Origin of the sequence: Rahnella sp. BIGb0603, assembly GCF_024808755.1 — a bacterium.
Lineage (GTDB): Bacteria > Pseudomonadota > Gammaproteobacteria > Enterobacterales > Enterobacteriaceae > Rahnella > Rahnella contaminans.
Map to the genome: position 1 here is coordinate 686,273 of NZ_JANUEX010000002.1, position 24,452 is coordinate 710,724.

A 24,452-nucleotide genomic window follows, 5' to 3' on the forward strand; every position below is an offset into this window, starting at 1 on the left:
AGTGGCCTGGAACAAAATGCCAGCGGCCCCGCAGGGTTGTGCGGAGCCGCTGTAGTCTTCCTGACCTTTTCTAAAACGGGTACTATTTTCCGGTTTTTACTTTAGTCCACGAACGGGTGATAACGCGGTCAATTTTCGGATCCTGTACTTTCAGGCTGAAGAGTTTGGCCTGCACATCTGCCGGTGGATAAATGCCCGGGTTGTTGCGCACATCTTCATTCACCAGTGGCGTAGCCGCTTTGTTGCCGCTCGCGTAGTAGACGGTGTTACTGATTTGCGCGATCACTTTCGGTTCCATCAGGTAGTTGAGGAACTGATAGGCTTCGTCGAGGTTTTTAGCATCGGCCGGAATGGCGAAGACGTCGAAGAATGCCAGCGCGCCCTCTTTCGGAATGCTGTACGCCACGTTCACGCCGTTTTTCGCTTCTTTCGCGCGGTTAGACGCCTGCATCACATCGCCCGCCCAGCCGATCGCCACACAAATGTCGCCGTTAGCCAGGTCGTTGATGTACTGGGAAGAGTGGAAATAACGAATGTTCGGACGCAGTTTCAGCAGCAGATCATTCGCCGCACCGGTGTAATCCGACGCTTTAGTACTATTCGGATCCAGATGCAGGTAGTTCAGCACAGTGGCGTAAATTTCAGCCGGTGCGTCGAGGAACGAAACGCCGCAGCTTTTCAGTTTCTCTAAGTTTTCAGGTTTGAGCACCAGATCCCAGCTGTTTACCGGCGCATCTTTACCCAGCACGGCTTTCACTTTATCGACGTTATAGCCGATACCGGTAGTCGCCCACAGATAAGGAATCGCGTATTTGTTGCCCGGATCATGCTGCGCGACCATTTTGAGCAAATCAGGGTCGAGGTTTTTATAGTTTGGCAGTTTGCTCTTATCCAGCGGCTGGAAAACGCCCGCCGCCAGCTGGCGTTCAAGGAAACTGGCCGACGGCACGACCAGATCGAAACCGGTGCTCCCTGCCATCAGTTTGCCTTCCAGCACTTCGTTGGAGTCAAACACGTCGTAAACCACTTTGATGCCGGTTTCTTTCTGGAAATCAGGCACGGTGTTTGGCGCGATATAATCGGACCAGTTGTAGATATGCAGCGTTTTCTCTTCCGCAGACGCTGTGACGGACGCGGCCATAACCAGACCGGCGACAACACCCGATAACCACTTTTTACGCAGGGTGAACATCCGTTACTACCTCCAAGACAGGGGAATATAAATTGAATTTGTATCACTCAGACTGATACAAAACCTTTCACACAATGCCAACGCTCACCCATTAAACTTGCATAGGCATTCAACGCTGACGCATACGCTGCCTGCGAATTAACCGTTTGGTTTTACGACGTAATCACGCGTGGTGCAGAGTCAGAAGCATAGCGCCTGCAACCCCCGTGTACCAGCCTCCTGAGACAAAACCGGCGTTTATCGATTATTTATGCAGATTTGGTCTATACCGTCTGGCATTTTGGCTTTTAACAAAGTGAAATATCTGGCAACACCGGCACAAACGCAGCATAACTTATGGCGAAAGCGAATAAAGGCAGCGGAGCCGCAATAAACACGGCTCGCAGGAAAGGATCTTCAGAGGGAGAAAAATAACTAACAGGGTTTAATGCAATAAAGGCAGATTCACGGAAACGGCCGGTGTGCCTTCTTCATCGTCGCCAAGGAACAGTAAATCGTTGGCGTGGGCTTCAAGAATAATCATCGACATCTGCTCTTCCGCCTGTTGCAGGAAGAAAGCGAATTGCTCTTCGGTCACGCCCACGGCGATCGTCAGCGACTGGCAAACAATCAGTTTCGGCAAATTGTCATCCTGAATATCGACAAAGGCCTTGATGGTCAGCGAGCTGGCGTTAATCGAGCTTAAATCAGCAACCAGCGGGATCAGCGCCGTGGGTTTCACTTCGGCCAGCGCGGAGAACAAAATTACGTTGTCCACGATATCGAGTTTGGCATCAAAAATGCCATCAAAATTCTGCATATGCGGCAAATGGAGAGCCTGACAGGAATCACACTCGAAAAAAGAAATGCCCAGCTGATCCAGCCAGCGCCGCAGCAGCGCCAAATCAGGGACGATGAGCGAATCCATAGAATGCCTCACAAGTTCAAAACAACGAGAATAACCACGCCTTCGCAACACCCGCAGCGTTACGAAGGGGGTCATAGCTTACGGAATATTACCGGTCAGCGCTACGACCAAAGGCCTTTTGATGCACATTAGCGCCGGTAATTAAGATTTAACCGCCAGATTTAAGCCTGAATCCCGGCTTCGCCCGCTGTTCAATGTAATCAATCATCATGCCCGCAATATCCAGGCCGGTTGTGGTTTCGATGCCTTCCAGCCCCGGCGATGCGTTAACTTCCATCACCAGCGGCCCTCGGTGCGCACGCAAAATATCGACACCGGCAACGTCGAGCCCCAGCGTCAGCGCCGCTTTCACCGCAATTTCTTTCTCTTCCGGCGTGATTTTGACGTTGGTCGCGGTTCCGCCGCGATGAAGATTGGAACGGAAATCGCCCGGTTTGGCCTGACGTTCAATCGCCGCCACCACGCGTTTTCCCACCACCAGACAGCGGATGTCGCGCCCTTCAGCTTCGCGGATATATTCCTGAACCAGAATGTGCGCATTCAGCCCGCGGAAGGCGTCAATCACGCTTTCCGCCGCCTGACGGGTTTCAGCCAGCACCACGCCGATGCCCTGCGTGCCTTCAACCAGCTTGACCACCAGCGGCGCACCGCCGACCAGCGCGATGAGATCTGACGTATCGTCCGGCGCATTAGCAAAACCGGTGATCGGCAAATCTATGCCTTCACGCGCCAGAATCTGCATCGAACGCAACTTATCGCGCGCCCGGGTAATCGCCACAGATTCATTGAGAGGAAAACTCCCGAGCATTTCAAACTGGCGCAATACCGCGGTGCCATAGAACGTAATAGCAGAACCAATACGCGGTATCACCGCCTGGTATTTATCCAGCTGACGCCCGCGATAATGCACACTCGGCGCGGCCGGATTGATGTTCATATAGCAGGAGAGCGGATCAATGATGTCGATCTCATGCCCCCGGGCCTCTGCGGCTTCCCGCAGCCGTTTACACGAATATAAAGACCCGTCACGGGAAAGAATTGCAATCTTCATCCGACACTCCATCGCCGATTAGCGTGTTGCCCAGCCTTGCTTATGTAATGCGTCCAGCATAAACGGACGCTGTTCCTTTTTCAGGGTACGGATAATCAGTGCGCTCCAGGTATCGCGGCGGGCATTACTGTCGCGTTGCAGATAATACGCGCTGAGTTCTTCGTCATATTGCGCCAGAAGTTCTTTATCCAGCGGCTGATAGCTGTTTTCGTGAACCAGCATGGACTGCGGCATCCGCGGCTTGACCTGATGATCCTGCGCAGGCGTGCCGATACAAAAACCGAACAACGGCATCACGAATTTCGGTAATTTCAGCAGCGCGACAACGTCTTCCACCTGATTACGGATCCCACCAATAAATACGCCGCCCAACCCGAGTGATTCGGCGGCGGTCATGGCATTTTGCGCCATCAGCGCGGTATCCACGCAACCGAGCAGCAATTGTTCCGCCAGCCCCAGTTCGGCCTCAGGGTTAATCTGCAAGTTGCGGTTGAAATCGGCACAGAAAACCCAAAATTCAGCGGCGCTGGCCACGTATTGCTGCCCGCCGGTGTACTGCACCAACGTTTCGCGCAGCGCCGGATCGGTAACGCGGATAATCGATGAACACTGCAAAAAGCTGGAAGTTGAGGCAGATTGCGCGGCAGCAATGATCGCCTCACGCTGTTCATCGGATACCGGCTGGCCGGTAAAAGAACGGATGGAACGGTGTGAGCGCAGAAGATCGATAGTCGGCGTCATTAAAAAAATTCCTGAACGGATGAAAAAGCGAAAACAGATGTTGCAATCATTCATGCTGCGCGCCCTGTTTGCAAGGCTTGTGACATCAAATGCTGTAACAATATGCGCACCCGAAAAATCCCTGATTCATCATTTGGATAGGCAGAAGGTATCAGACCGACAGGTAATTCCTGCTTTTTTTTGTGGCTTGCAACAGGCATAGTAGCGGCATCAAAAAGGTGACGTGCATAACAAAAATAGTCACTCCCTTTTCATTTATCTCGCTGGTATTAACAAAGGAGTCTCCATGTTTGCAGTAATTTTCGGGCGTCCTGGCTGTCCTTATTGTGTACGTGCTAAAGAGTTGGCTGAAAAACTGACTGAAGAACGTGATGATTTCAATTTCCGCTACATCGATATCCATGCGGAAGGCATCACCAAAGCTGACCTGGAAAAAACAGTGGGTAAACCTGTTGAAACTGTTCCACAGATTTTCCTCGATCAGAAACACATCGGCGGCTGCACTGATTTTGAAGCCTATGCCAAAGAACATCTGGCTCTGTTCAGCAACTAAGTGTTTCTGAACTCAGCAAAAAGGCGCTCATTGAGCGCCTTTTTTTATGGCATCGGAAAATGTTTACCGGTGCTGTCTGAACTGTTTATACGCAGTAAAGAGCAGCTGAATCAGCATCGCGCCCAGCACACACCAGAAAATCGCGCTGGTTGCGTAAGCCACTTCCTGCACCAGCGGACGCACGCGCGGATAAAATACCATACGCAGCGCGGTACAAACCGGCACAGAAATCAGCGCACCTATCAAAGATGAAAATATCGGCGAATCGCGATATATCAGCCCGGTCAGCAAACCCGGCAATAAAAATAATAACAGACCATATTCCGGACCAGGTGTTATATCTCTAACAACTATCCAGCTATTTTTTAACGAAATAAAAATAACTATAAAAATAATGCAACAAAATAGCGGGGCTATTAACTTTCGCCAAAATGCCATCTGACTTCCTCCTTAAAGTTGGCGAGATTCACAGGCCGTCTGCACTGCATGCAATGCGTTCATTTTTACCTGACAGAGCCTTGCCGGCTCACTTCCCTGACGCGTTCCGCAATCCCGCGAAACACAAAAAAAGCGTTCAGTTGATTTATACGGGCTTTTCTCTGGCTGAAGAGACGTTCTATGACTAAAATGACGCCCGAAACCTGCTTTTCTAATTCACGATTTGAGAAACCAAAGGTGTTTAAAAAAGTAGGAATTTTCTGGATCTGAATTTATCCTTTACATTCTCCTATATCAAGAATTTGTTGGTAAACAATAAGTTATCCTTGTGAATATAAACGTCGCTAGTTTGTTAAACGGGAATTACATCCTGTTATTATTTGTGGTTTTGGCACTGGGCTTGTGCCTGGGGAAAATTCGCCTGGGCTCCGTTCAGCTCGGAAATTCTATTGGCGTATTAGTGGTTTCCCTGCTTTTAGGCCAGCAACATTTCAGCATTAATACGGAAGCGCTCAACCTCGGTTTTATGCTGTTTATTTTTTGCGTGGGCGTCGAAGCCGGACCCAACTTTTTTTCAATTTTCTTCCGGGATGGCAAAAATTATCTGATGCTGGCGCTGGTCATGGTCGGCAGCGCGATGCTTCTCGCGCTCGGTCTTGGCAAGGCATTCGGGTGGGACATCGGTCTCACCGCCGGTATGCTCGCCGGTTCCATGACCTCCACGCCGGTTCTGGTGGGCGCGGGAGACACGCTGCGCAATACCCTCGCGGGCAGTAATACGCTCAGCCCCGCGCTGGATAATCTGAGCCTCGGCTACGCATTGACGTATCTTATCGGGCTGGTCAGCCTGATTTTCGGCGCACGCTATTTACCAAAACTGCAACATCAGGATCTGCCAACCAGTGCGCAGCAAATCGCCCGCGAACGCGGTCTGGACACAGACAGTAAGCGAAAAGTTTATCTTCCGGTGATCCGCGCCTACCGTGTCGGGCAGGAACTGGTCGCCTGGGCTGATGGCAAAAACCTGCGTGAACTGGGGATTTATCGCCAGACGGGTTGTTATATCGAACGTATCCGCCGTAATGGAATTCTCGCGACGCCGGACGGTGACGCCGTGTTGCAGGTCGGCGATGAAATTTCGCTGGTCGGCTATCCGGACGCGCACTCACGCCTTGATCCGAGTTTCCGTAACGGGAAAGAAGTTTTCGACCGTGACCTGCTCGATATGCGCATCGTGACGGAAGAAGTGGTGGTGAAAAACAATCACGCCGTCGGCAAACGTCTGAGCCAGCTCAATCTGACCGATCAGGGTTGTTTCCTTAACCGCGTGATCCGCAGCCAGATTGAAATGCCGATCGACGACAGCATCGTGCTCAACAAAGGCGATGTGTTGCAGGTCAGCGGCGACGCGCGTCGTGTAAAAAGCGTGGCAGAGCGCATCGGCTTTATCTCCGTTCACAGCCAGCTCACCGATTTACTCGCCTTCTGCGCCTTCTTCATTGTCGGCCTGATGATCGGGCTGATCACCTTCCAGTTCAAAAGCTTCAGCTTCGGGATTGGTAACGCCGCGGGCCTGCTGTTCGCCGGTATCATGCTCGGATTTCTGCGCGCAAACCACCCTACTTTCGGCTACATTCCGCAGGGTGCGCTGAATATGGTCAAAGAGTTCGGTCTGATGGTATTTATGGCGGGTGTCGGCCTCAGCGCTGGTGCGGGGATCAACAACGGGCTTGGCGCCGTCGGCGGACAAATGTTGCTGTCCGGCCTGATTGTCAGCCTTGTGCCGGTGGTGATTTGCTTCATCTTCGGCGCCTACGTACTGAGGATGAACCGGGCATTACTGTTCGGCGCCATCATGGGCGCACGAACCTGCGCACCGGCGATGGAAATCATCAGCGACACCGCCCGCAGCAACATTCCGGCACTGGGTTATGCAGGAACCTATGCCATTGCTAACGTATTACTGACACTCGCGGGGACACTGATCGTCATCATCTGGCCGGGAGCGTGACGTAAGTTGTTGATCCCGAATGTGGCAAAAAAAAATCAATAATTTTTTTATATTTTTGCCACATCGCGCGAACTTTTAAAGGGGAGCGAAGTCTTAATTAGTGCCACTGCTTTTCTTTGAAGTCCCCAAATTTGGAGAGCCCGTCAATCCCGCCTTTTTAGGTTCAAGATTGCCGGGTTTTTTCTTTTCTGTTTTAAAAACACCTTTAAAACAATCAGTTAAGCAACAGATCCATGCCTATTGGCGACAAAATGGCGACAGCGCGCCAAAACTAATTTGCACCACGCGTTTCTTTTCGCTAACTTTCTCACAGTGTTACTTAACTAATTACGTATCTGCCGTGCCTCTTAATGGGGTTTAACTCCCCAAAATGCACTGCTTCAAAGAAGGGAGTTTAAGTTAAAGCGAAGCCCTCTCCCTCTTAACAACTATTGAAACTTATGCTGACCTACGTGTTAATTATTAATTTTTCAATAAGAGTTCATTCTAAATAATTTTTTTCTAGAGGTCATTCGATGCTCAAGTTTGATTTGTCAGTAACAGCAAGTCTTACGTTATATGCACTACTGTGCGGATTCTCATATTTATCAGGGTTTTGGTCTAATTTCCCAATTGGTATCAGAGAAGTTATTTATTTCACTTCAACTACTGATATCTTAAAATCGGCAATAGTACCTATAATTGCTGTTATATTAACAATTCTATTTCTATTAAACTTTTTCAAAATAGATTGGCACAGTAAATTATCACTTAACACTATATCTTATCAAACGAAGTTCAAATTTCAGATTTTCATAATTATTGTATCAGTTCTATTTTTTTTCGCATGCATAGCCTATAGCCACTGGATATTGGGGCCTATCGATCAAACTGGAAGTGCTGGTGTTACTTACGCCTTTGGTGCATCTTTCGCAATTTCGTTAGCTTTATGTGTGCTCAACAAATTTCTACCTAATTTTAATTTTTTTTATAGAGCATTTTTCATTTTCATCATTTGTTTCCTACCCACTTTTATAGCTAGTTGGGGTATGGAGTCCGGTAATAGGCTATCGAAAGGAATAGGAAGTTTTTTGATACAGGACTCAGGAGATTGCTCCAATCATACAAAAGAACCATTCAGATATATTGCAACCTACGGAGAGAATACATTTAGTTACTCACCTAAGACAAATTATATATGTATCCAAAAACAGGCGGTGGTTATTCTAAAACCAGAGAGGTGAGAATAATAAGTGTCCTTTAGAAACCACGCACGATTGTATTATCATATTCGATAAACAGTCTAAAGATCACAATAATAACCAACTGCGCTATCATAACCATCCCGCTCCAAGAGTTGCAGGATGTATGAAAACTTTCCAGACAGTTGCCGCCTTTGCTCTGCCATCTTTGAATTGATTTAACTGTCCATAATTACAGTATCCCAATTACACAAATTTCAGTTTTATATAATGGCTTAAACTTACGCGCAGCCCGTGCCGCGCCTGGCTTCACCTCATTCCACTGGCTCGCAAATTTGATCTTCTTAACGATCTATTGAACTTACAAAAATAAAATAAAAACCTTTTATTTCATGGCGTTGTGATTTTCCTTCGATCCTTCTCAGATCCAGAAAACTGAAATTTACTGAAATTCCTTTCAATCTTTTCAGTTTGGGATCACGCGCAAAACCCCAGGCAGGGCGCGGCCTGGCGGGTTGGTTTGTAGAAATTTAAAACTGAAAAAAATTACCTACACAAAAAGCGCAGGCGGGTGCGGTGTAGTGCAATTTCCGTCTGGTCTTGCTTTGTTTCGTGGACGCACGGCCGCGCTGTCTCACTCAGGCGGCTTGATCGTTTTGAAAGGGTTCAGGGCGTTGAATGCGATACTGCACGGCACTGCGTGCGATTGAGGCGGGTTATCTGCGGGCAATAAAAAACCCGCACACGGCGGGCTTTCGTGGGCATGAAATACTTATCCAATAACCGGATCGTATTTCTCTTTTAGCGTGGTGGCCTTGGTGCCGGTGTCGGTAATCGCCATAGCATTAAGCGGCGTGCCGGTATTGTTGTGAGTGTGCGCGGCTGTCAGCTGTGCCAGCTGTTTCACCACGTCCAGGGTATCAAGCATCAGTTGGCACACATTGACCGACTGGCTACCAATCCACACCACCGGCGCAATCACTTCCTGACGCACACCCGCCACGCTGCTGCGTAACATACCGACCTTCTCAATCAGCTGGCCAATCACGTTGGTCTCCGCATTGCCCTGGACACTGGCCACATAATTGGCCTGCGTGGCCAGGCTGTAATCTCCCTGGGCAATCTGTTGAATTGCACCGGCCAACAACGTGGCCTTGCCCAGCACCGTGGTTTTGTCCGTGGCCTGCACGGTTGTTTCTCTGGCCACCAGCGTGCGGGTTTCATCATCGGCCGTGACAACCCGGCTCATGGACGTTTCACGGATAACCTGATCCGTCTGGCGTTCCCAATCGCCCGCCACCGTCACCCGCTGTGATACGCCATCACGCTGCTGTTGCAGCTGTTCGCCGGGCGTAACGGCGGGCAGGCTGTTGCCCTGGGCAAGGGTTTGACGGACAAACGGCTTATCGGCGCGGCCGCCGTTAAATCCGACTTCTACCAACGTGCCTGGCGGTGGGAATTGGAACATCCCGGATTCCCCGCCCGCCATTGGCAGCGGCAACGGCACGGCCGGATAAAGCGGCGTATCTTTTGCCGGATTGCCGTCTGCGTCTAACAGCTGCAAGTCCACGGCATAACGCGGCCTGAACGGATCGGCAATGTTTCCGTTGCTCACATCTTCGCTGGGCGCTTCCACCCTGGCGAACTGCGGCAGGTGCAAGCCGCTGGCCAGCTCTGGATAACTGCTTTCAACCTGGCGTTGAAACGGGGTTTTCTGCAATGCCTGGCCGGTGGCTTTATTGCGCGGCGTCCAGGTGATTTCCATATCATCATTATGCAATCTGACCTTCGTCAATCGCTGACCGTTCACCTCTACGCCTGGACGTAAAGACTGGATCAGCGGCACGGTCATGACATTGCCACCGGCTACGCTTTGGTTAAATTCGGCGGGAATTTCTACCGGCTTACCGGCAAACAGTGCATCAGCGGCCGCACCGACAAAAACGCCACCATCGGGCAGCTGATACCACACGTAATCGGTAATACTGAACGCTTTGCCCAGGTTGGCTAACAGATGATATCCGGTGCCGGAATGGGTGAAATGTGGGATCGGCGTATCGGCGTAGGACGCACCGCTGGCCAGCGTGAATTCCAGCCCGCTTTCCTCGGTCAGCCAGCCGGTGATTTGTCGCAGCGTGGGATGCTGAAAAGAGCACGGCCAAAGACGCTCAAATATGCCGACCAGCTCCCGGACAAAAAGCCGCTGATAGCCGTTCTCCGCTGGCTGCGAGCGCTCCACAAAACCGGTAAACCAGCGCAGCACCAGATCGTGATAACCCACGTCCAGGCGCACCAGTTTGCCGGTGTAATCTTCATCCGTCTGCGCGGTGATAAATCCCCGACCGCAGGCATTTAATTCTAACGCCAGGTTTGCGTCCACCAGGTGCGTGGCCGCGCTCGACAAATACAACCGCTTAATGGGTTTCATCCCTTTACCCCAATGCCTCATTGACCGGTTTCAGCACTTTACGCTCAAACCACGTCAGTTTTTCGTCACTTTCGGCCGCCGCGTTGCCGCTTCCATTGGCACCGGCCGCCCCCTGTTTTGTTGCCGCTGTTTTACTGCCTGCGCGGGCTTCTTTCTTCTCGGCTACACTGATTTTTTCGCGCAGGGTAAACGTGACCAGCCAGGCCATTTTATTATCCTGCTGCGGTGCATCAATCGCGCCGGTAAAAGTCCCTTCACGAAAATTAATCGTCTGGGCGATCAGGTTAGCCACGCGGTAAACCTGCAACGAACCATTGGCAGATTTTGCCTCTGCCAGCTCAAACAACCGTTTTAACGTCGCCGCGTCCCGAAAGGATACCGTCCCCGAAACGCGCAATTCTTTGGCCTTAATCCCCTGCTCAGCATTGGCCGTGCTCGATGACTGCCCGGACTGGTCTTTTTCCGCAAACTGCATCGTTGGCGTGACTTTCAGATTCATCAGCGGGATGGCTTCGCCATTAAGTGCCAGTGTGGTTATCGTCATGGATCATCGCCTCCAACGTGGATAAATCCGCCCCGCTAAACAACGTGGCCAGGGTATACACCGAATCCTGATTCGGGATGTTTTTGCGCAGCTCACCGGCCAGGAACGCGCCGTTCCCTTTGGCCGTAAACACCCACGCCGGGGACGTTTTGCCTTTCAGGGCGGATAACGCATCGGCCGCCGCCGCCAGGGCAGATCCCCGCGCCGCTGTGAAGTCTTTCAGGGCAGACAGCAATCTGGCCGCACTGGCACCGGTTGCCGCCTCCGCCTTAGCGGCCGCAATGCGCTGGGCGTTTACCGCCAGGCGATTGGTGGACGTGGACAACGGCAGCGCTGCCGGTAATCCCCCGGATAATTTTGCAGGGATTTGCATTTTGGTGATGGCCAGTGCGGCCGCTTCCTCTGCCCGGCGCTTCACCTGGGCAATCACCGGCAAGGGCAGCACGCTGGAATAATCGGACAGCATCGTCATAAATTCCGCGTGCGTTGGGGCATTGAGCATATGCACCACAACGCTGGTTTCATCACTGACGCTTTCCAGTTTTTTGGCCAGGTATTCAGTGGCGTTAACCGGGCTTAAATAACTGCTATCACCCGCGGCCTGGCCAACGCCGTAAACCCACGGATGAACCGGCAGCACCGAACAGGTTAATGCGCTCATATCTGCCGGGATGCTCAGCGTTGCCTTACGCCACATCGGTTGGCACCTCTGGCCAGGTCATTTCTTTCCCCTGAGCAGTATCAACGCGACTAACTAATACCCGATAAAGCATCCATTGCTTTAGCTGTGCCAGCTCGGCATCTGTAGCAATTCCTAATTCCTTGGCGTCCTGCAACGGACTGATTTTTTGTGACGCCGTGGCCAGCAAACTGCCTTTCATCGCCTCGGCCTGTTCAGTGATTTCAGCGGCTGAATAAACGCGTTCAATTATCTTTTTGCCGTTAAACACCCATTTATCGCCGCGAGAACGGATATCAAAGCTTTCGGGAATAACATCAACCTCGGCCAGGCTGAAAGACTGCGGCCACAGAGTAGACGCGTCATAACTGGCGGAGTTAATCACGCCATTTTCATCAAAAACAATTTTCAGCGTGTTGGCCGAAAAACCCTTTTGCAGCTCGTACCAGTCGTTTCCTTTCTTATCACTGAGGAACATCACGCCGTGTGATGTAGCCAGTAACGTTTCTGCTTCATTCAGATTTTCGCGCAGAGAAAACTGCTCATATATTTTCGCTTTCATGCATAACCTACCGTATACCAGTTGCCACCCACGGCTTTCTGCAAAGGACGCATCCGGATCCAATAGTTTGAACTCCCCGCATCTTTGAAGGACGTCATCACGCCACCGTTCATGTTTTCATTGTTGTTGCGTTCTTTAAATTCGGTGGACGCACCAAAACGAATATCCTGCACGCAGTTTCCATAAGCCCAGTTACGGGCGTTATTTTCCGCATTATTTGCCCGGTTTTGCGCATCATTCTGAGTGGATACACGTTGCCCCATCTCATAAATCCCGCCGCCGTCAGTGTACAAATTCCCCTGCGTACTCAAGTCTCCCGTTCCGGAAATTCTGACGTAACCCGTTTGCACCGAGTTATTGACGTTAACGGTACGGAAAACAAATCCGCCAATACCGCCCCCTTTGTTGTTAACAAAGTTAGATTCACCCTGCCCGTTACTCTCATTCCATCCCAGGTACGTCCCTTGTCCGTTGCCTGGCTGAGGAAGGGTTATTGCGCGGAGGAAGTTCGCTGTAACGCCACCATTTACATCCCCACCCGTGCGGGGAAATGCGCCAACATTATCCGCATTCAGTGCAATATCGTTGGTGCCATCAAAGGCTACACCGGCAATTTTACGGGCTGTGGCCAGTTTCGTGGCCGCTACTGCCGTGCCGTTGCTCGGTAATCCGCCCAGATTTTTTAATGCGTCGGTGGCAGTTTTTGCACCGGTGCCACCGCTGGAAACAGGCAGCGCGGTGTTTAATGTCAGCCCACCCGCCACCGTCATGGCACCGGCAAAAGCGGCATCTTTAACGACCTTCATAGTTTCGTTAACAGTGACAGGCGAGTCGATGGAAACCGCAGAGGTGAAAATATTCGCTTCCGGCCGGTTATACCCAATGTAGAGCGTCCCGCCAATTTGCGTACCCGCGTCTTTCAGACTGGCGGACAGGGTAATATTGCCATTGTTATGATCACGCAAAATGACGGCATCATTACGCCCCCGGATCACTGAGTTGGCATTAGTAGAGCTAAGAGTCATACCCCATTCTGGCCGTAAAACACCGTTGGACACATGTACGCTATCGGTTTGCCCATCAAGGACAATACGGGCTTTAATTGCGCCGGTTTCATCCCTGGCATCCATGCGCATCACCCCCTCACCGGCAGGATAAATGGCAGAGGAAAGGCCACCTAAGGCACGCCCTGCGTGCGGGTCTGTATCTGTCAGCGTGTTAGTCACACGAAAATACATGTTGCCCATTGAGGTTAAAACGCTCGGTAAATTATCTGCCGAAATTGTGCCTACGCGGCTTGTGAATGACATATAAGCTTCATAGTCATTTGCACGCAGAATACCCACCCGATAATTAGCCTGGATCGAACTTGCTACCTCAAGGTTGGCCGCCATTTTCACACTGGACGCAATGCTGGTTAGTTTGCCCATGCTGACAATATCTGTGTTATCGCCCGCCCTTGCGACACCCAGCCGCGTTAAATCGGCCAGTTCAAGGCTGCTGCTGTCAAAAAGCTTTCTCCACCCAAACGGTAACGTGGTGGCACCTGTCTGCACCCAAGCCCAGCCGCTTACATCAGCCGTGCTGACGTTTCCGACACGCACGTAAACGGTGCCCGTCCGGCAATGCAAATACTGCGTGAGCGCCGCCCCGGCGTTATACCAGCGGCGATGGCTCACCAGCGTGTCAGCCGCCTGAAAGGTTGCCCCAAGCGGATGATCGTCAAAATATCCTGCCAATGTCACACCCCCGGATAATCCCACGATAGATGGATCATAAAGCTTGGTGATCGTGGTGTTATCCACGTTAGGCATAACATTACTGATTGCGCCAACATCTGCCGGGGTCAGGCTAATATCAGCGGTTAGCGGCTTTTTATTGACCGTGCGCGTTTTCGGTACACCGTTCAGCGTATCCAGCGCCGCAGCCCCATTGGCAATGTCCGCCAGGTTCATATCCCGACGCAGATATAAGCTACTGCCCTGCGGGCGCAAATCCGTGATCACGCCGTTGGAGTCGATGCTGGCCAGGGCAAACACGTAGTGCGCAATCCCGCTTTGAACGTAGTCTTTCAGCGTCGTGGCCAGGGTGAATTTGATATCCGTTTTATATTCGCTGGTCAGCGTGCCGTGATAGCTCACATCCGCCCACACCTTCATTGGTTTGGTTGTCACGGTGATATTGGTTTTGGCCGCCAGGCTGGCACGCAGCCCGCCCACATAGCCCAATCCTGCCGTAACAAAGAATTGCGTACCGGTTTTGGATACCAAAAAGCCGTTATCAAAAAATGCCCCGGCGCCGTAAATATCCAGATTAGCCAGGCGCAGAGATTCATCCATGCCCGCCAGGCGTGCCGTGAAATCAATCTGCCAGGTTTCGGCCGGTGTGCTGATCAACGTCTGTGTTTCCGCCCCGTTGTACTCCATCAGGAAAGAACGGGTTAACACGTTGCCCTGCTGACCGTTGGCGTTCTTCACTTTGCTTTGTAGCGGCGCGTGCACCACCATGGCCAATTTGCCGGTGGCCTTATTGATAAGCCCGATCCAGTTAAACGAGAAATCGCCCACGTCCGCGCCCAGCGTCACCGAATACACCACGGCGTTTTGATTGACCAAACCGGTTTTTTCAACCGCCTGACGGTAAACAATTTGCGCGGCAGGTGGCACGCCCTCGGCTCGATCAATCGGTTTGTTAACGTCCAGATTTGGTACGTTGGCAAAAACAAATTCATCCAGGACAACCGCCTGGCCATTGGCGGCCTGCGCGGCTTTCCACTGCTCAAACGCAGTCGTAATCACGGTCTGTGACATGTTATTTCCTTATAACTTTGCGCCAAACGTGGCGGTTCCTGTTTCACTCACACCCAGGCTGGCGGGATAACAAACGTATTCGCCCTGGTTCCATCCGGCGCGAATGCGTATCCCGGACGTGGTGATCACTTCAAACTGATAACGGCGGCAGGTGCGGCCGTACTGACGGATAATCTGCAACAGCAAATCTGCGTTGTCTGAAATCTGGCTATCGGTCACCCGGACAATGATCACATCCCAATCAATGCCCGCCTGGCGTTCCAGCAATTCGACGTAACCAATTCCCAGACGCTCAAAGATGGCAATAAACCCGGAAACTGAACCCGCGTCCTGCGCGTTGATAAACGCGAACGCCACACGCTTGCGAAACAGTGACAGCGGTTCACCATTAAACCGTGCAATGTCACGGTCATAGGCCAGAAGGTTTAACAGCGGTTCGGCACAGGCCAGCGGATCAAACTGCTGTAATGGCCAGGTCACCCACTCCACAATACCCGTCCAGAAATTCACGGCCGCTTTCAGCAACCTGGCCGGTTCGCCCCGGTTCATCCAGGACGGCAATTTCAGGCTTTTCATTTTTGTGGCGAAATCAGGCACCTTTCACCTCCACTTTCAGCGTGGCCAGACGCGGCACGCTCAGTTCACTGACGATATCGGTCAGGGAAAATGACAGGGATTCCACCACACCAAACTGCTTATGCAGCTCCCTGGCCAGATTGGAAAAAGAGAAGCGCGAATATGGCCAGGTTCGCTTTACGTCATATTCGGCGTTTTGCCGGAATGCGCTGCGGATCAGATTGCTGACGCCAGAAATCAGCGCGGCGTTTTCTTCCGCCGTCATATTATCCGGGTTGGTCACGTATACCGTGACCGTCAAATTGTGCTGCGTTTCCGGCATAGCCATACATTGCAAATCATCACCGTGGCCGTGATGCCCCTGCGTATTGATGTACTCATTCACCGCATCAATAAACGGCTGGGACGTTTCACCACTATCAAGCAGCAAATAGGCGTTTGCCGTTCCGGCACCGCGCGGCGCGTCATGCACAAAGAAAATGCGATCCACGCTCAGCCCGACCACGCCCGCAATCATGCTGCGATACACCGCATCGGTATGATAGTTGCCCACCAGGTTGAACTGATTGCGGCACCTGTCCCGTAAATCGTCGTCGGATTCTTCATCCGCGCCCGGCGCTAACAGCCAATCATCCTCATTCACGGCCTTACTGATACCGGCCACCGCCACCGGCAAAATACGAAAATAGCCGGGTGCCAGGTTGAAAGCGTTCCCGGCCGCCGTCGCCGTGACCGGGATCAGCGCACTGGCCACGCCCGCCGCCAGCGTCACATCCGCATCGACCGCCACCGCGTAGGTCACGCCATTAATTCGCTCGGTCTGGATAAGGGTTCCGGCCGCCACGGTCACCGCCTGACTGGCGGTTTCTTTGTAAAAGCGGATCACGCCCTGCGCCGCGCTGGCGGGCTTGGCCGTGAGGTTTACGCCCCAGGCCAGCATCCGCAACATGGCACCGCTGGCCGTGGCCAGGTACATATTGGCCAGCACGGTATTTACTAAAACATCTTTAATCCACAGCACGGGCGTGGTCACAATGGCGGTAATGAGTCGCCAGAACGGTGACATGCGGGACGTATTGGTAATCATCCCTTCCGCTTTCACGATGGCCGTAAACTGCTGGCTGATTTCCTCTTGAGTGACCGGCATCCCGCTTTCTTTGAGTACCGCCTCAAAATCAATGGTAGGTTTTTCACTCATAATTCACCCCGGCTTCAATTTTGCCGAAATCATAGGTTTCCGCCGTTGCCCACAGACGTTTTGCGGATTCCTCCGCAATATTCACCGTGCCAGGAATAATGCGTTCATCACTTTCAATTAATAGAATCATTTGGGTGATCACATCGGCGCGTAATGTCGGGCTGCGCTCTGCCACTAATAACGTGGTTAATCCGCTTTCAATAATGGCGTGGACAATATCCTGTGCAATGCTGATACGGTTATTACACAAGCCCGGTTCATTACCTGCGTTCAGCGTGAAATCACGCCCGGTAATAAGGAGATCGACATACAGCAAATCCGTCATTAATTTAATTCCTGCCATTCCATTAGCTCGGCCGGTGTTAATCCTTTGGAAGGATGAATATTCACGGTGCCGATTTTTTTACTGTTATCAATTGTGGTTTCCGTATTGGTATTGATTTCCTTTTTCAATCCGCCACGCTCCACCCCTTTGACCGTTCCCCCCGTCAAAATAGTGTTACCTATCGGCTGCGGCGGTTGCAGCACCGGATTTTTATTGCCTGCCACGTTGATTTGATTTGTCACGCCGTTAAACCCTGGCGGTACGGCCGCAGGTGCACCAGCCGCCGCCACAGGATTTGGCAACACGCTGGCCGATGGCAGTCCCGGCACTGGATTTGGCATCGCGCTACCCGGTGGCACGCCTTTTGGAGTAGCCGCCACGGGGACTTCTTTCAGCTCAATATTGACGCCAGGAATGTTATTTAACTTCTCAACAATCCAGTTGTACGTCCCGGTGAAAGACGATTTCAGCGTGTCCCACAGCTTGCCGAATACGTCCCCGATCACGCGGGCGATTTTTTCAAAGGACTCCACCGGGGAATTGATATCAAAGGATTTGACGACATCAATCCAGCCCTTAATCACAATGCTGAACAAATCGATCAGCAGACTGATCGCGTTATACACCAGCTCAAACGGCGTCAGAATGATGTTGATTGCCCCCGCCACAATCCGCCCGAACGTTTCGCCCGCGCTGGTGACGTTGGTCAGCTGACCTTCCGTCATTTGGATCGGCGTCAGCAGGTTGCCAAACCAGCCCACCAGCATTTTCACGCCGTCCCACACCCAGCCCACCGCCTTGGCAATACCGGAAAATAAGCCACTGAAAGGCGACAGCGCACCGGCCGCCTGGCCGAACCTGCTGATAAACCCGCTCACGAACGCTTTGATAGGCTGCCAGAACTTGATCACCGCAATAACCACCGCAGCAATGGCGGCCGCGATGGCCACCACCGGCGCAATCATCAGCAGAAAGGACGCTGAACCCATGCGGGCGGCAATACTGGCGGCCAGCAAGGTGGCACGCAGCCCACGCAATCCGGCACTGAATAACTGCGTCACGGCATTACTGGCCACCATCGCCAGCCGGTTAATCCCCAACAGCCTGGCCATTGGTGCCAGCAAACGCGTAACGCCCATCATCACGAACCCGTGAACGCCCATCACGATATTGGCGATTGCCCCCACGGCCGCAAAGCTCAGCAACGCCACCGTGGCATAACCGATCACGCGGGCAATGTTGGGGAACAGCCGCATCCAGCGCGTGAGCTTTTCGCCACCGTCCGCAATTTTATTCACCAGCGGATACAGCACCGGCAACAGCGTGGAACCGATGGCGGCACGCATGGCGAACCAGATCGCCGTCAGCCTGTCCCAGGGGCGCGTCATTTTCTCGGCCATTTCCGTGGCGCGTTTCATGCCGTCATTGCTGCCCAGCTCGGTAATGTTACGTTTCAGCAGATCAACGTTGCCGTAAAGCTGTTTAATCACCGCCGCGCTGTCACCAAAGGCGGCATCTAATTCAGCCTGTGCCTTGAGATTGCCCTCAATGCTCTTACCGTATTTACCCTGGAGTTTTTCCAGCATGGCAGGCATGGACAGCATTTTTCCCTGGGCATCCTGGAAACTCAGCCCCAACTTTTGTGCACCGGCTGCGGCACCGCTCAGGAATCCCTCATAAGAGCCGCTGGCTTCCGTGCCTAGTGAACGCTGCAACTCACCCAACACGGCCAGCTGTTCATCCATCCCCACGCCGTAGTTGGAACCGACACCCCGCGCCCCTTCCATGAGGTCTTTAATGGTGGCCATGTCCGTGCCGAACTGGTTTTTCATGTAGGCCATTTTGCCCGCCAGTTCTTCCGCAAACTGCACCTTGCCCACCTCGGCCGCGTAGCCGCTGAACTGGGTAAACATTTGCCCCATAAACTCCGACGCTTCCCCGGCCGTACTTTTCAGCGCTTTGGCGGCGGTATTGGCCACCACGGTAACGCGGGGCAATTCGGCGTTCGTCAGCCCGGCCACGGCGGCGTTGATATCCGCGGAGGATTTCACAAACTCCACCGCCGATTCCCCGTAGCGCACGCTGAATTTCAGGGCGTCGTCCGTGACCTTGGCCAGTGCATCATCACTAATACCGCGCGCGCTGGCTTCCTGCATGGCGTCAAACATCTGAATGGCCGGATCCAACGCGGCCTTGATGGAGGCACCCACGCCCCACAGCGCAGCGGCACCGATGGCCACTTTGCCAAAAGCGGCCGCGCTTTCCTGAGCGAATCCGTTCACAGAGGATTGCACCTGGCGAAGGGGGCGCGTCATGTTGTCAATTAAACTGAGTGTAAAATCTAAATCAGCCATTATTCGCCTTTAAATGCCAGGGCAATGCCATTTGCTACAGCTATGCGTTGATTCTCCCAATGCCGGTTATCCAGCCACACGGCACGGGCTAAGTTTTCGGGGTCGTCATTTTCATGCGGTAAATAATGGCGGCGTAAAATCAGGTATTGTTCCAGGCCATTATTTTCAATTGCGCGTACCCGCGCCGTTAGTTTTTTAGTTCAATCTCTAATTTCGGTGCGAACTGGTCATTCACAAAGCTGCAAATTTGCAGGGCAGATCCGGGAATATCCAGAATGGTATCCAGCGCTTCTTTGCATTCAACGTGAACAATACGGCGCAGGTAGTTATTTGCCGGTGCCACTTTATTATCCATCGACATTTCGTTAATGAATTTATTATAAGCCGTCGCGTTTGGTTCAAAGGTCAGCGCGGTGCCATTTACAGCCATAGTAACTTTACTCATTGTTATATTTCCTTCCGTTGGTTTATTTCATCGACTAATTGATTATGACGTGCCGCACACTCTGAATATTGCGGCGTGAGTATTAATAAAGTTTCTGCAATATCTTTGCCCGTTACCCCCTTAATGCGCGGGAGTTTTATCGGGCATTTGGTTAACAGATTTTCCTGATAAGGCACGCTCGGCTTTATCGGCGGCGGTGTTGTACAGGCTGACAAACTCAGCAGACAAACACTCATTAATAAAAACTGGTTTAAGTATTTCCGTTCGAATTTCCGTAGGCTGCGCATCGCGTAACGCCTCCAATTTTTCCTCCAGCCTGCGGCCGGATTCACTGGCCACCCTCTCACCGGCAACGCGGGAGGCTTCCCCCGCCGCGTGCGCGACATTGCTGATCACCAATTCCAGGCTATCGCTGTACCAGGCATTGACCTGCCAGCCCGCTGCGAACGCAGCCAACAACGCCAGAGCGGCAATCACCAGCTGCTTTCCCATCATTTCACCCCGTTATGTTCCAGGCTGAAATGGTTGCCGTCCGGGCGGGTTTTGAATCGACCGCCCCACACGCCGCCCAGGGATTCCCAATATTCACCCAGCGGCAAATATGCCTCGGTGCGAGTCTGGTATTGGCCATTGATAAACAGATTAAAATCCACGGCCAGACGCTGCGTGTGCAACGAATTGGCAATTCCCGCGCCGCTTTTGGCGTTCAGTTTGGCCTGTTCCGGCGTGCGGTAGGCTTCGCCAAAAGTCAGCCGGTAACCGTGATTACCTGCCCATTCAATCAGTTGGGCAATCAGCTGCGTGAACAACTGTTGTTTTTCGCTCAGTGTCATTTCAGTTTTCCTTTCCCTGGTAAATAACGACTTCCCTTTTTGCGTAGCCAGATTTCAACGGCCTGGTGGCCAGCAATCCCCAGCGCGGCACCCAACCCCGCAATGGCCAGCGGGGAAATATCCGGGATCCAAATCAGCGCCGCCGCCGCCACCATTGAGGTGGCAGAACCCAGGATAATGCGACCAAAAAACAGCTTTCCGGTCATTGGCTCACTGCTCACCAACATCTGTCCCAGGGCGATAAGTGCGCCCAGCAGGATCAGGCTTAACAAACTTTTTTCGTGCTCTTGCATCCGTGCAATGTCCTTATCCAATCAGGTTGCGGGTATCTTCATCTTCCAGATACGGCACGCCGTTAATGCGCACAAACTGCGGGCTGGTGACCATATATTTGATTTTATGGCTCAGCGTGCTGCCGCCTTTCGGATCGTTATCCAGAAGGTTGCTCACCACCAATTTGCAGCCAAAGGCTTCAATTTTCAGCTCTTCACTACCGGCCTTGGCGTAGAACATCAGATCCACCGGGTCAATACCGCGCCATGAACCGGCACGCCGTGCAATGGCGGTCAGCTGCGTCAGCACTTTGGTAGAGATTTCAATTTCACCCTCGGCCGCCACATCCCCGGACACATGGCCATCAGGCACACCCTGAGTAGATGCCGCCGCCGTGTTGTCAGTGATATCTAAACTGACCTTTTCAATGTGAACCAGGTCACCATCAATACGCACATCGGTTGACTGGCCTGAAATACGTTTCATCGTTGATTACTCCCTGTCAGGCTGGTATCGAGCAACAAGCTCACCGTGATGCCTTTCGGGCATTCATACGGGCGGATCACGATATAAATCGCCACTTTGGTGGCTGACTGCCAGGTGATCGTCACATCATCATCCTGCGGCGGCTTAACCTCGCCGGGGAACGTGATGCCGTTAATCTGACTGGCCGCCGACATTTCACGCAGCACCTTGGCAAAAAGCGCCTGGTGGGCGGCAATGCTGGACGGCGTGCTGTTTAACGAGCGATCTGCGATTTTGGCAATCGCCTGCAAACGCACACGGCGGGCGGCCTTATCGGCAATACGCAGGTACTCAATCGCCTGGTAATCACCGCCTTCCGCATCGAGCGTCAGCCCATCAGCCCAGTAATAGCCGTCATAATCGGGATACCACATTGGCACGCTAAAACGCTGCGCCTGCAACGCCTCCAGGGTGGCCAGTTCCAGCGCCGCGCCGGTGCCATCTTTGGGCATTTCATCACTGCCCAGGGATACCAGCGCACCGGTTTTTACCCGCGCCGGGCTGTCAGCAATAGTCACCGCACGACTGCACAGGCGACCGGCCAGCATGCCAGGCTCATTACCAAACAAACGCGGCACAAGCTGCACGGACGGGGCAGAAATCTGCTCCTGTAACGCCACCATGCGAACCAAATATTCAGCCCAATCTTCCTCGGCCTGCGGTGCCTGCACGGAAAGAATGAACCAGTTCCAGCGTGAGAAGCTGGCCAGCAATTTGGCACGCAGCTCCGCCGCTTTGTTGATAGGCGTTTTCGTGGCGATATCGTCCAGCAATACCACACCTTCAACGGAGCAAAGAGATTGCGCGGCCAGCACCGCATCCGCCCAGGCATTTTCCCCAGCATCCTCTGCCAGCACATGCACATAACCGCTCCAGTTGGATCCAGCGTTGAGCATGGCCGCGTTCACGTTGCTTTTTAAAACGCTGTCTTGTGTTCCCAGCAGCGCATCAAAATCACTTTGGGTATTCACCGCCAGCGTCTTACCAGCGTTGATTGTCCCCGTACCGACAAAGAGCACCACGCGCTCAATCTCGTTTGTTTCACCCTGTAGCTGATTGACCTGATTTACATCGACCTTTGGCCACGCCATAACTTCCCCTTAGTGTCCTGCGTCTGCGCCAAATCCGATGCCCTGGAGTTGCCGCGCTAACGCTTTATTAAAATCGTCTTCCGTGATGCCCAGGAAAGGACGGGATGGAACATCGACTGACCAGGAGGCTTTCGCCGCTTTCCCCGATAATGTCCGGATCAACAGCCCGGCTTTGGCCATCGTCAACCCTTCCTGAATTTCTTTAAACGGCGGCTTTCGCCAGCGCTTACCCTTTTTAACCTTGTACCCCAGCGCCCGCAGGCGTTTGGCCTGTCTGAGACTTGCGGGCAAACTCTCCGCCCTGCCTTTGCGTTCAACTTGACGACGGCTGACCGTCACATTCATGCCGTTTTGTTGGGCGTAACCCACCGTTCCCGCCGCCACGCTCTTTTTGCCATTGCGATAACCGCCGCCGCTCAGGTAAATCCGCACCCCGTCGATTTCCGGCATTTCCCGGATATGCAGCAGCTTGGGCATATTGCGCAGCATCTTGCCTTTGCGCTTCGTCTGGCGTCCCTGCCATTTCTGGCCATCCGGGCTGGCCTGATTTCTGACGTTACGTTTAGCAGCCGGGATCAGTCCGTATTTCCCCAGCCGCCACATCAGCCGTTTACGCTTAGCCGGGGGCAATTCCAGGCTGTCCAGCTGTTTACGTACCGCCTTGAGCTGCGCCCGGTCTAACTCACCCCGGATAATCATTTTTCACTGCCCAGCGGTGCGCCTTGTTCATCAACGCCGTACACCACGGCTTCACTGGCAAACCAAATAGTCGGATCCGCAAGTCGCCATTGCTCCCCGTCCAGGGGGATATTGCCTTTGACGTCCTTCACCAGGTTTAACGCTTCCACCATCGGCAAGGTGATAACCACCACGGCGGTTTCCTCATCCACCAGATCGATATCAAAATCAGGTAACTCGGTGTCTATGCCGAATTCTTCAAACAGTTCCCGGTCAGACTCCATCAGCCACACCAGCAGCAGCGCCGCCAAGTTGCGCGGGTCATACAGCCGGTAAGGGAATCTGTCCCAGGCCAATACCGCGTTGTAACGGATCACCGCCAGGCGGTACTGTTCCAGTCCTAAATCCCGTTGCGCAGGGATAAAACTCAGTTCATCCATATAGCTTGAAAAACCTGCCCCCTTGAACGTCCTGGCGGGCATACTTTTGGTGATGAAATCACTCAACGCATCCAGCTGGCTCATATCTTTCTCACTGTCACGCGGCGCAATCCTTTGATTGCCCGGATGATGATCGACCCCTCGGCCAGTAATCCGGCGCGGGTTTCCGCGCTTTCCTGTCCTGGGTGCGACTCCCTGCGCCCCTGGCTTGCGAACTCAGGGATCAAATCGGCCTTTGCGCGGGCAAACACTGCTTTTTTGTAACGAGCACAAAGCAGGTTTTCGCCAGGGCGACCGATACCCGGCACCGCGCTGGCCTGGCCAAATCCCTTGGCCAAATACCCATCCTTGACGGTCTGCAACAGGTCATTCACCTCCCCGGCCGCCGTCAGCAACGCCTCGGCTACTGTCCCGGCGTCTACATCGGCGGGGATGCTGCGCTGTTCCTGGAAATCAGCCAGATTCAAATCTGGCCAAAATCCGTCATTCGTTAACGGTTCATCCTGGTAATCAATTGGCGTTCCGCTAAACATAAAATTCTCCGTAAGAAACGGGCAGACCAGGATCCACGGTACATAACCCAAGGGTATTACCTTCCCTGCGCCCGTTCCGGCTTG

Annotated in this window: 25 protein-coding genes and 1 pseudogene; 2 read left to right on the forward strand and 24 right to left on the reverse strand. The window is 52.7% G+C overall.

Features of this window, described 5'->3' with window-relative positions; all coding sequences use genetic code 11:
- Window positions 1-82: 82 nt before the first annotated feature.
- The 4 genes from potF to nfsA form a co-directional block, all read right to left on the reverse strand.
- Window positions 83-1,192, reverse strand: a complete 1,110-nt coding sequence (gene potF, locus M2403_RS08195; protein ID WP_152326958.1) for a spermidine/putrescine ABC transporter substrate-binding protein PotF — start codon at window positions 1,190-1,192, stop codon at window positions 83-85.
- 424 nt (window positions 1,193-1,616) lie between these two features.
- Entirely contained in the window at window positions 1,617-2,099 is a 483-nt protein-coding gene (locus M2403_RS08200; RefSeq protein ID WP_152326957.1) for a YbjN domain-containing protein, read from the reverse strand.
- A 148-nt stretch (window positions 2,100-2,247) separates the two neighbouring features.
- The gene (gene rimK / locus M2403_RS08205; RefSeq protein WP_165057894.1) at window positions 2,248-3,150 is read right to left on the reverse strand and encodes a 30S ribosomal protein S6--L-glutamate ligase; all 903 of its coding nucleotides are present in this window, start codon (window positions 3,148-3,150) and stop codon (window positions 2,248-2,250) included.
- An 18-nt stretch (window positions 3,151-3,168) separates the two neighbouring features.
- Window positions 3,169-3,891: an oxygen-insensitive NADPH nitroreductase gene (nfsA, locus tag M2403_RS08210; protein WP_165057895.1), complete on the reverse strand. Its 723-nt coding sequence runs from the start codon at window positions 3,889-3,891 to the stop codon at window positions 3,169-3,171.
- A gap of 286 nt (window positions 3,892-4,177) precedes the next feature.
- Here nfsA and M2403_RS08215 point away from each other — a divergent pair, with 286 nt between their 5' ends.
- Complete coding sequence (locus tag M2403_RS08215; RefSeq protein WP_013575818.1) at window positions 4,178-4,444, forward strand: GrxA family glutaredoxin; 267 nt, start codon at window positions 4,178-4,180, stop codon at window positions 4,442-4,444.
- Window positions 4,445-4,507: 63 nt separating this feature from the next.
- On the opposite strand, the gene ybjM is transcribed toward M2403_RS08215, so the two are convergent.
- Window positions 4,508-4,882 (reverse strand): inner membrane protein YbjM, encoded by a 375-nt coding sequence (gene ybjM / locus M2403_RS08220; protein ID WP_152326954.1) that lies wholly within the window; start codon window positions 4,880-4,882, stop codon window positions 4,508-4,510.
- Window positions 4,883-5,210: 328 nt separating this feature from the next.
- Here ybjM and M2403_RS08225 point away from each other — a divergent pair, with 328 nt between their 5' ends.
- Complete coding sequence (locus M2403_RS08225; protein WP_152326953.1) at window positions 5,211-6,893, forward strand: aspartate:alanine antiporter; 1,683 nt, start codon at window positions 5,211-5,213, stop codon at window positions 6,891-6,893.
- Window positions 6,894-8,846: 1,953 nt separating this feature from the next.
- Here M2403_RS08225 and M2403_RS08230 read toward each other — a convergent pair.
- The 19 genes and pseudogenes from M2403_RS08230 to M2403_RS08315 all read right to left on the reverse strand — a co-directional run bounded on the left by M2403_RS08230 (window position 8,847) and on the right by M2403_RS08315 (window position 24,368).
- A complete protein-coding gene (locus M2403_RS08230) occupies window positions 8,847-10,502 on the reverse strand; it encodes a hypothetical protein (RefSeq protein ID WP_259228897.1) in 1,656 nt (551 codons plus the stop codon).
- 4 nt (window positions 10,503-10,506) lie between these two features.
- Window positions 10,507-11,046, reverse strand: a complete 540-nt coding sequence (locus M2403_RS08235; protein ID WP_259228898.1) for a hypothetical protein — start codon at window positions 11,044-11,046, stop codon at window positions 10,507-10,509.
- Window positions 11,021-11,743, reverse strand: coding sequence for a hypothetical protein (locus M2403_RS08240; protein ID WP_259228899.1), 723 nt, complete (start codon window positions 11,741-11,743; stop codon window positions 11,021-11,023). The genes M2403_RS08235 and M2403_RS08240 overlap by 26 nt, the downstream gene beginning before the upstream one ends.
- The gene (locus M2403_RS08245) at window positions 11,733-12,287 is read right to left on the reverse strand and encodes a tail fiber assembly protein (RefSeq protein ID WP_310503625.1); all 555 of its coding nucleotides are present in this window, start codon (window positions 12,285-12,287) and stop codon (window positions 11,733-11,735) included. Before M2403_RS08245 ends, M2403_RS08240 begins: the two co-directional genes overlap by 11 nt.
- 1,907 nt (window positions 12,288-14,194) lie before the next feature.
- Window positions 14,195-15,097: pseudogene (locus tag M2403_RS24925) on the reverse strand (phage tail protein); the annotation flags it as partial.
- A gap of 9 nt (window positions 15,098-15,106) precedes the next feature.
- Entirely contained in the window at window positions 15,107-15,694 is a 588-nt protein-coding gene (locus tag M2403_RS08255) for a hypothetical protein (RefSeq protein ID WP_259228900.1), read from the reverse strand.
- Complete coding sequence (locus M2403_RS08260; protein WP_259228901.1) at window positions 15,687-16,871, reverse strand: baseplate J/gp47 family protein; 1,185 nt, start codon at window positions 16,869-16,871, stop codon at window positions 15,687-15,689. Before M2403_RS08260 ends, M2403_RS08255 begins: the two co-directional genes overlap by 8 nt.
- Complete coding sequence (locus M2403_RS08265) at window positions 16,864-17,196, reverse strand: DUF2590 family protein (protein ID WP_259228902.1); 333 nt, start codon at window positions 17,194-17,196, stop codon at window positions 16,864-16,866. The genes M2403_RS08260 and M2403_RS08265 overlap by 8 nt, the downstream gene beginning before the upstream one ends.
- Entirely contained in the window at window positions 17,196-19,550 is a 2,355-nt protein-coding gene (locus tag M2403_RS08270) for a phage tail tape measure protein (RefSeq protein ID WP_259228903.1), read from the reverse strand. The genes M2403_RS08265 and M2403_RS08270 overlap by 1 nt, the downstream gene beginning before the upstream one ends.
- A complete protein-coding gene (locus tag M2403_RS24930) occupies window positions 19,550-19,720 on the reverse strand; it encodes a DUF6890 family protein (RefSeq protein ID WP_405047815.1) in 171 nt (56 codons plus the stop codon). Before M2403_RS24930 ends, M2403_RS08270 begins: the two co-directional genes overlap by 1 nt.
- 17 nt (window positions 19,721-19,737) lie before the next feature.
- The gene (locus tag M2403_RS08275; RefSeq protein WP_259228904.1) at window positions 19,738-19,995 is read right to left on the reverse strand and encodes a putative phage tail assembly chaperone; all 258 of its coding nucleotides are present in this window, start codon (window positions 19,993-19,995) and stop codon (window positions 19,738-19,740) included.
- Between the two features lie 120 nt (window positions 19,996-20,115).
- Window positions 20,116-20,490 carry a hypothetical protein gene (locus M2403_RS08280; protein ID WP_259228905.1) on the reverse strand — a complete coding sequence of 125 codons (375 nt, stop codon included), beginning with the start codon at window positions 20,488-20,490 and terminating at the stop codon, window positions 20,116-20,118.
- Window positions 20,487-20,828 (reverse strand): M15 family metallopeptidase, encoded by a 342-nt coding sequence (locus tag M2403_RS08285; RefSeq protein ID WP_259228906.1) that lies wholly within the window; start codon window positions 20,826-20,828, stop codon window positions 20,487-20,489. The genes M2403_RS08280 and M2403_RS08285 overlap by 4 nt, the downstream gene beginning before the upstream one ends.
- Window positions 20,825-21,121, reverse strand: a complete 297-nt coding sequence (locus M2403_RS08290) for a phage holin family protein (protein ID WP_129952933.1) — start codon at window positions 21,119-21,121, stop codon at window positions 20,825-20,827. Before M2403_RS08290 ends, M2403_RS08285 begins: the two co-directional genes overlap by 4 nt.
- Before the next feature lie 13 nt (window positions 21,122-21,134).
- Window positions 21,135-21,587 carry a phage protein gene (locus tag M2403_RS08295; protein ID WP_218522408.1) on the reverse strand — a complete coding sequence of 151 codons (453 nt, stop codon included), beginning with the start codon at window positions 21,585-21,587 and terminating at the stop codon, window positions 21,135-21,137.
- Window positions 21,584-22,717 carry a DUF2586 domain-containing protein gene (locus M2403_RS08300; protein WP_259228907.1) on the reverse strand — a complete coding sequence of 378 codons (1,134 nt, stop codon included), beginning with the start codon at window positions 22,715-22,717 and terminating at the stop codon, window positions 21,584-21,586. The genes M2403_RS08295 and M2403_RS08300 overlap by 4 nt, the downstream gene beginning before the upstream one ends.
- A gap of 9 nt (window positions 22,718-22,726) precedes the next feature.
- Window positions 22,727-23,416, reverse strand: a complete 690-nt coding sequence (locus M2403_RS08305; protein ID WP_259228908.1) for a phage virion morphogenesis protein — start codon at window positions 23,414-23,416, stop codon at window positions 22,727-22,729.
- Complete coding sequence (locus M2403_RS08310) at window positions 23,413-23,919, reverse strand: phage tail protein (RefSeq protein WP_218522411.1); 507 nt, start codon at window positions 23,917-23,919, stop codon at window positions 23,413-23,415. Before M2403_RS08310 ends, M2403_RS08305 begins: the two co-directional genes overlap by 4 nt.
- Window positions 23,916-24,368, reverse strand: coding sequence for a head completion/stabilization protein (locus M2403_RS08315; protein WP_259228917.1), 453 nt, complete (start codon window positions 24,366-24,368; stop codon window positions 23,916-23,918). Before M2403_RS08315 ends, M2403_RS08310 begins: the two co-directional genes overlap by 4 nt.
- Between the last annotated feature and the right edge of the window lie 84 nt (window positions 24,369-24,452).

Excerpts from the sequence above, each read along its gene's own strand:
- M2403_RS08280 (WP_259228905.1), bottom strand. The coding sequence starts at position 20,490 with ATGATGGGAAAGCAGCTGGTGATTGCCGCTCTGGCGTTGTTGGCTGCG.
- M2403_RS08285 (WP_259228906.1), bottom strand. The coding sequence starts at position 20,828 with ATGACACTGAGCGAAAAACAACAGTTGTTCACGCAGCTGATTGCCCAA.
- M2403_RS08315 (WP_259228917.1), bottom strand. The coding sequence starts at position 24,368 with ATGTTTAGCGGAACGCCAATTGATTACCAGGATGAACCGTTAACGAAT.
- nfsA (WP_165057895.1), bottom strand. The coding sequence starts at position 3,891 with ATGACGCCGACTATCGATCTTCTGCGCTCACACCGTTCCATCCGTTCT.
- M2403_RS08260 (WP_259228901.1), bottom strand. The coding sequence starts at position 16,871 with ATGAGTGAAAAACCTACCATTGATTTTGAGGCGGTACTCAAAGAAAGC.
- M2403_RS08230 (WP_259228897.1), bottom strand. The coding sequence starts at position 10,502 with ATGAAACCCATTAAGCGGTTGTATTTGTCGAGCGCGGCCACGCACCTG.
- potF (WP_152326958.1), bottom strand. The coding sequence starts at position 1,192 with ATGTTCACCCTGCGTAAAAAGTGGTTATCGGGTGTTGTCGCCGGTCTG.
- M2403_RS08235 (WP_259228898.1), bottom strand. The coding sequence starts at position 11,046 with ATGACGATAACCACACTGGCACTTAATGGCGAAGCCATCCCGCTGATG.
- rimK (WP_165057894.1), bottom strand. The coding sequence starts at position 3,150 with ATGAAGATTGCAATTCTTTCCCGTGACGGGTCTTTATATTCGTGTAAA.
- M2403_RS08275 (WP_259228904.1), bottom strand. The coding sequence starts at position 19,995 with ATGAGTAAAGTTACTATGGCTGTAAATGGCACCGCGCTGACCTTTGAA.
- M2403_RS08290 (WP_129952933.1), bottom strand. The coding sequence starts at position 21,121 with ATGCAAGAGCACGAAAAAAGTTTGTTAAGCCTGATCCTGCTGGGCGCA.
- M2403_RS08245 (WP_310503625.1), bottom strand. The coding sequence starts at position 12,287 with ATGAAAGCGAAAATATATGAGCAGTTTTCTCTGCGCGAAAATCTGAAT.
- M2403_RS08215 (WP_013575818.1), top strand. The coding sequence starts at position 4,178 with ATGTTTGCAGTAATTTTCGGGCGTCCTGGCTGTCCTTATTGTGTACGT.
- M2403_RS08240 (WP_259228899.1), bottom strand. The coding sequence starts at position 11,743 with ATGTGGCGTAAGGCAACGCTGAGCATCCCGGCAGATATGAGCGCATTA.
- M2403_RS08295 (WP_218522408.1), bottom strand. The coding sequence starts at position 21,587 with ATGAAACGTATTTCAGGCCAGTCAACCGATGTGCGTATTGATGGTGAC.
- M2403_RS08265 (WP_259228902.1), bottom strand. The coding sequence starts at position 17,196 with ATGACGGATTTGCTGTATGTCGATCTCCTTATTACCGGGCGTGATTTC.
- M2403_RS08300 (WP_259228907.1), bottom strand. The coding sequence starts at position 22,717 with ATGGCGTGGCCAAAGGTCGATGTAAATCAGGTCAATCAGCTACAGGGT.
- M2403_RS08305 (WP_259228908.1), bottom strand. The coding sequence starts at position 23,416 with ATGATTATCCGGGGTGAGTTAGACCGGGCGCAGCTCAAGGCGGTACGT.
- ybjM (WP_152326954.1), bottom strand. The coding sequence starts at position 4,882 with ATGGCATTTTGGCGAAAGTTAATAGCCCCGCTATTTTGTTGCATTATT.
- M2403_RS08200 (WP_152326957.1), bottom strand. The coding sequence starts at position 2,099 with ATGGATTCGCTCATCGTCCCTGATTTGGCGCTGCTGCGGCGCTGGCTG.
- M2403_RS08270 (WP_259228903.1), bottom strand. The coding sequence starts at position 19,550 with ATGGCTGATTTAGATTTTACACTCAGTTTAATTGACAACATGACGCGC.
- M2403_RS08310 (WP_218522411.1), bottom strand. The coding sequence starts at position 23,919 with ATGAGCCAGCTGGATGCGTTGAGTGATTTCATCACCAAAAGTATGCCC.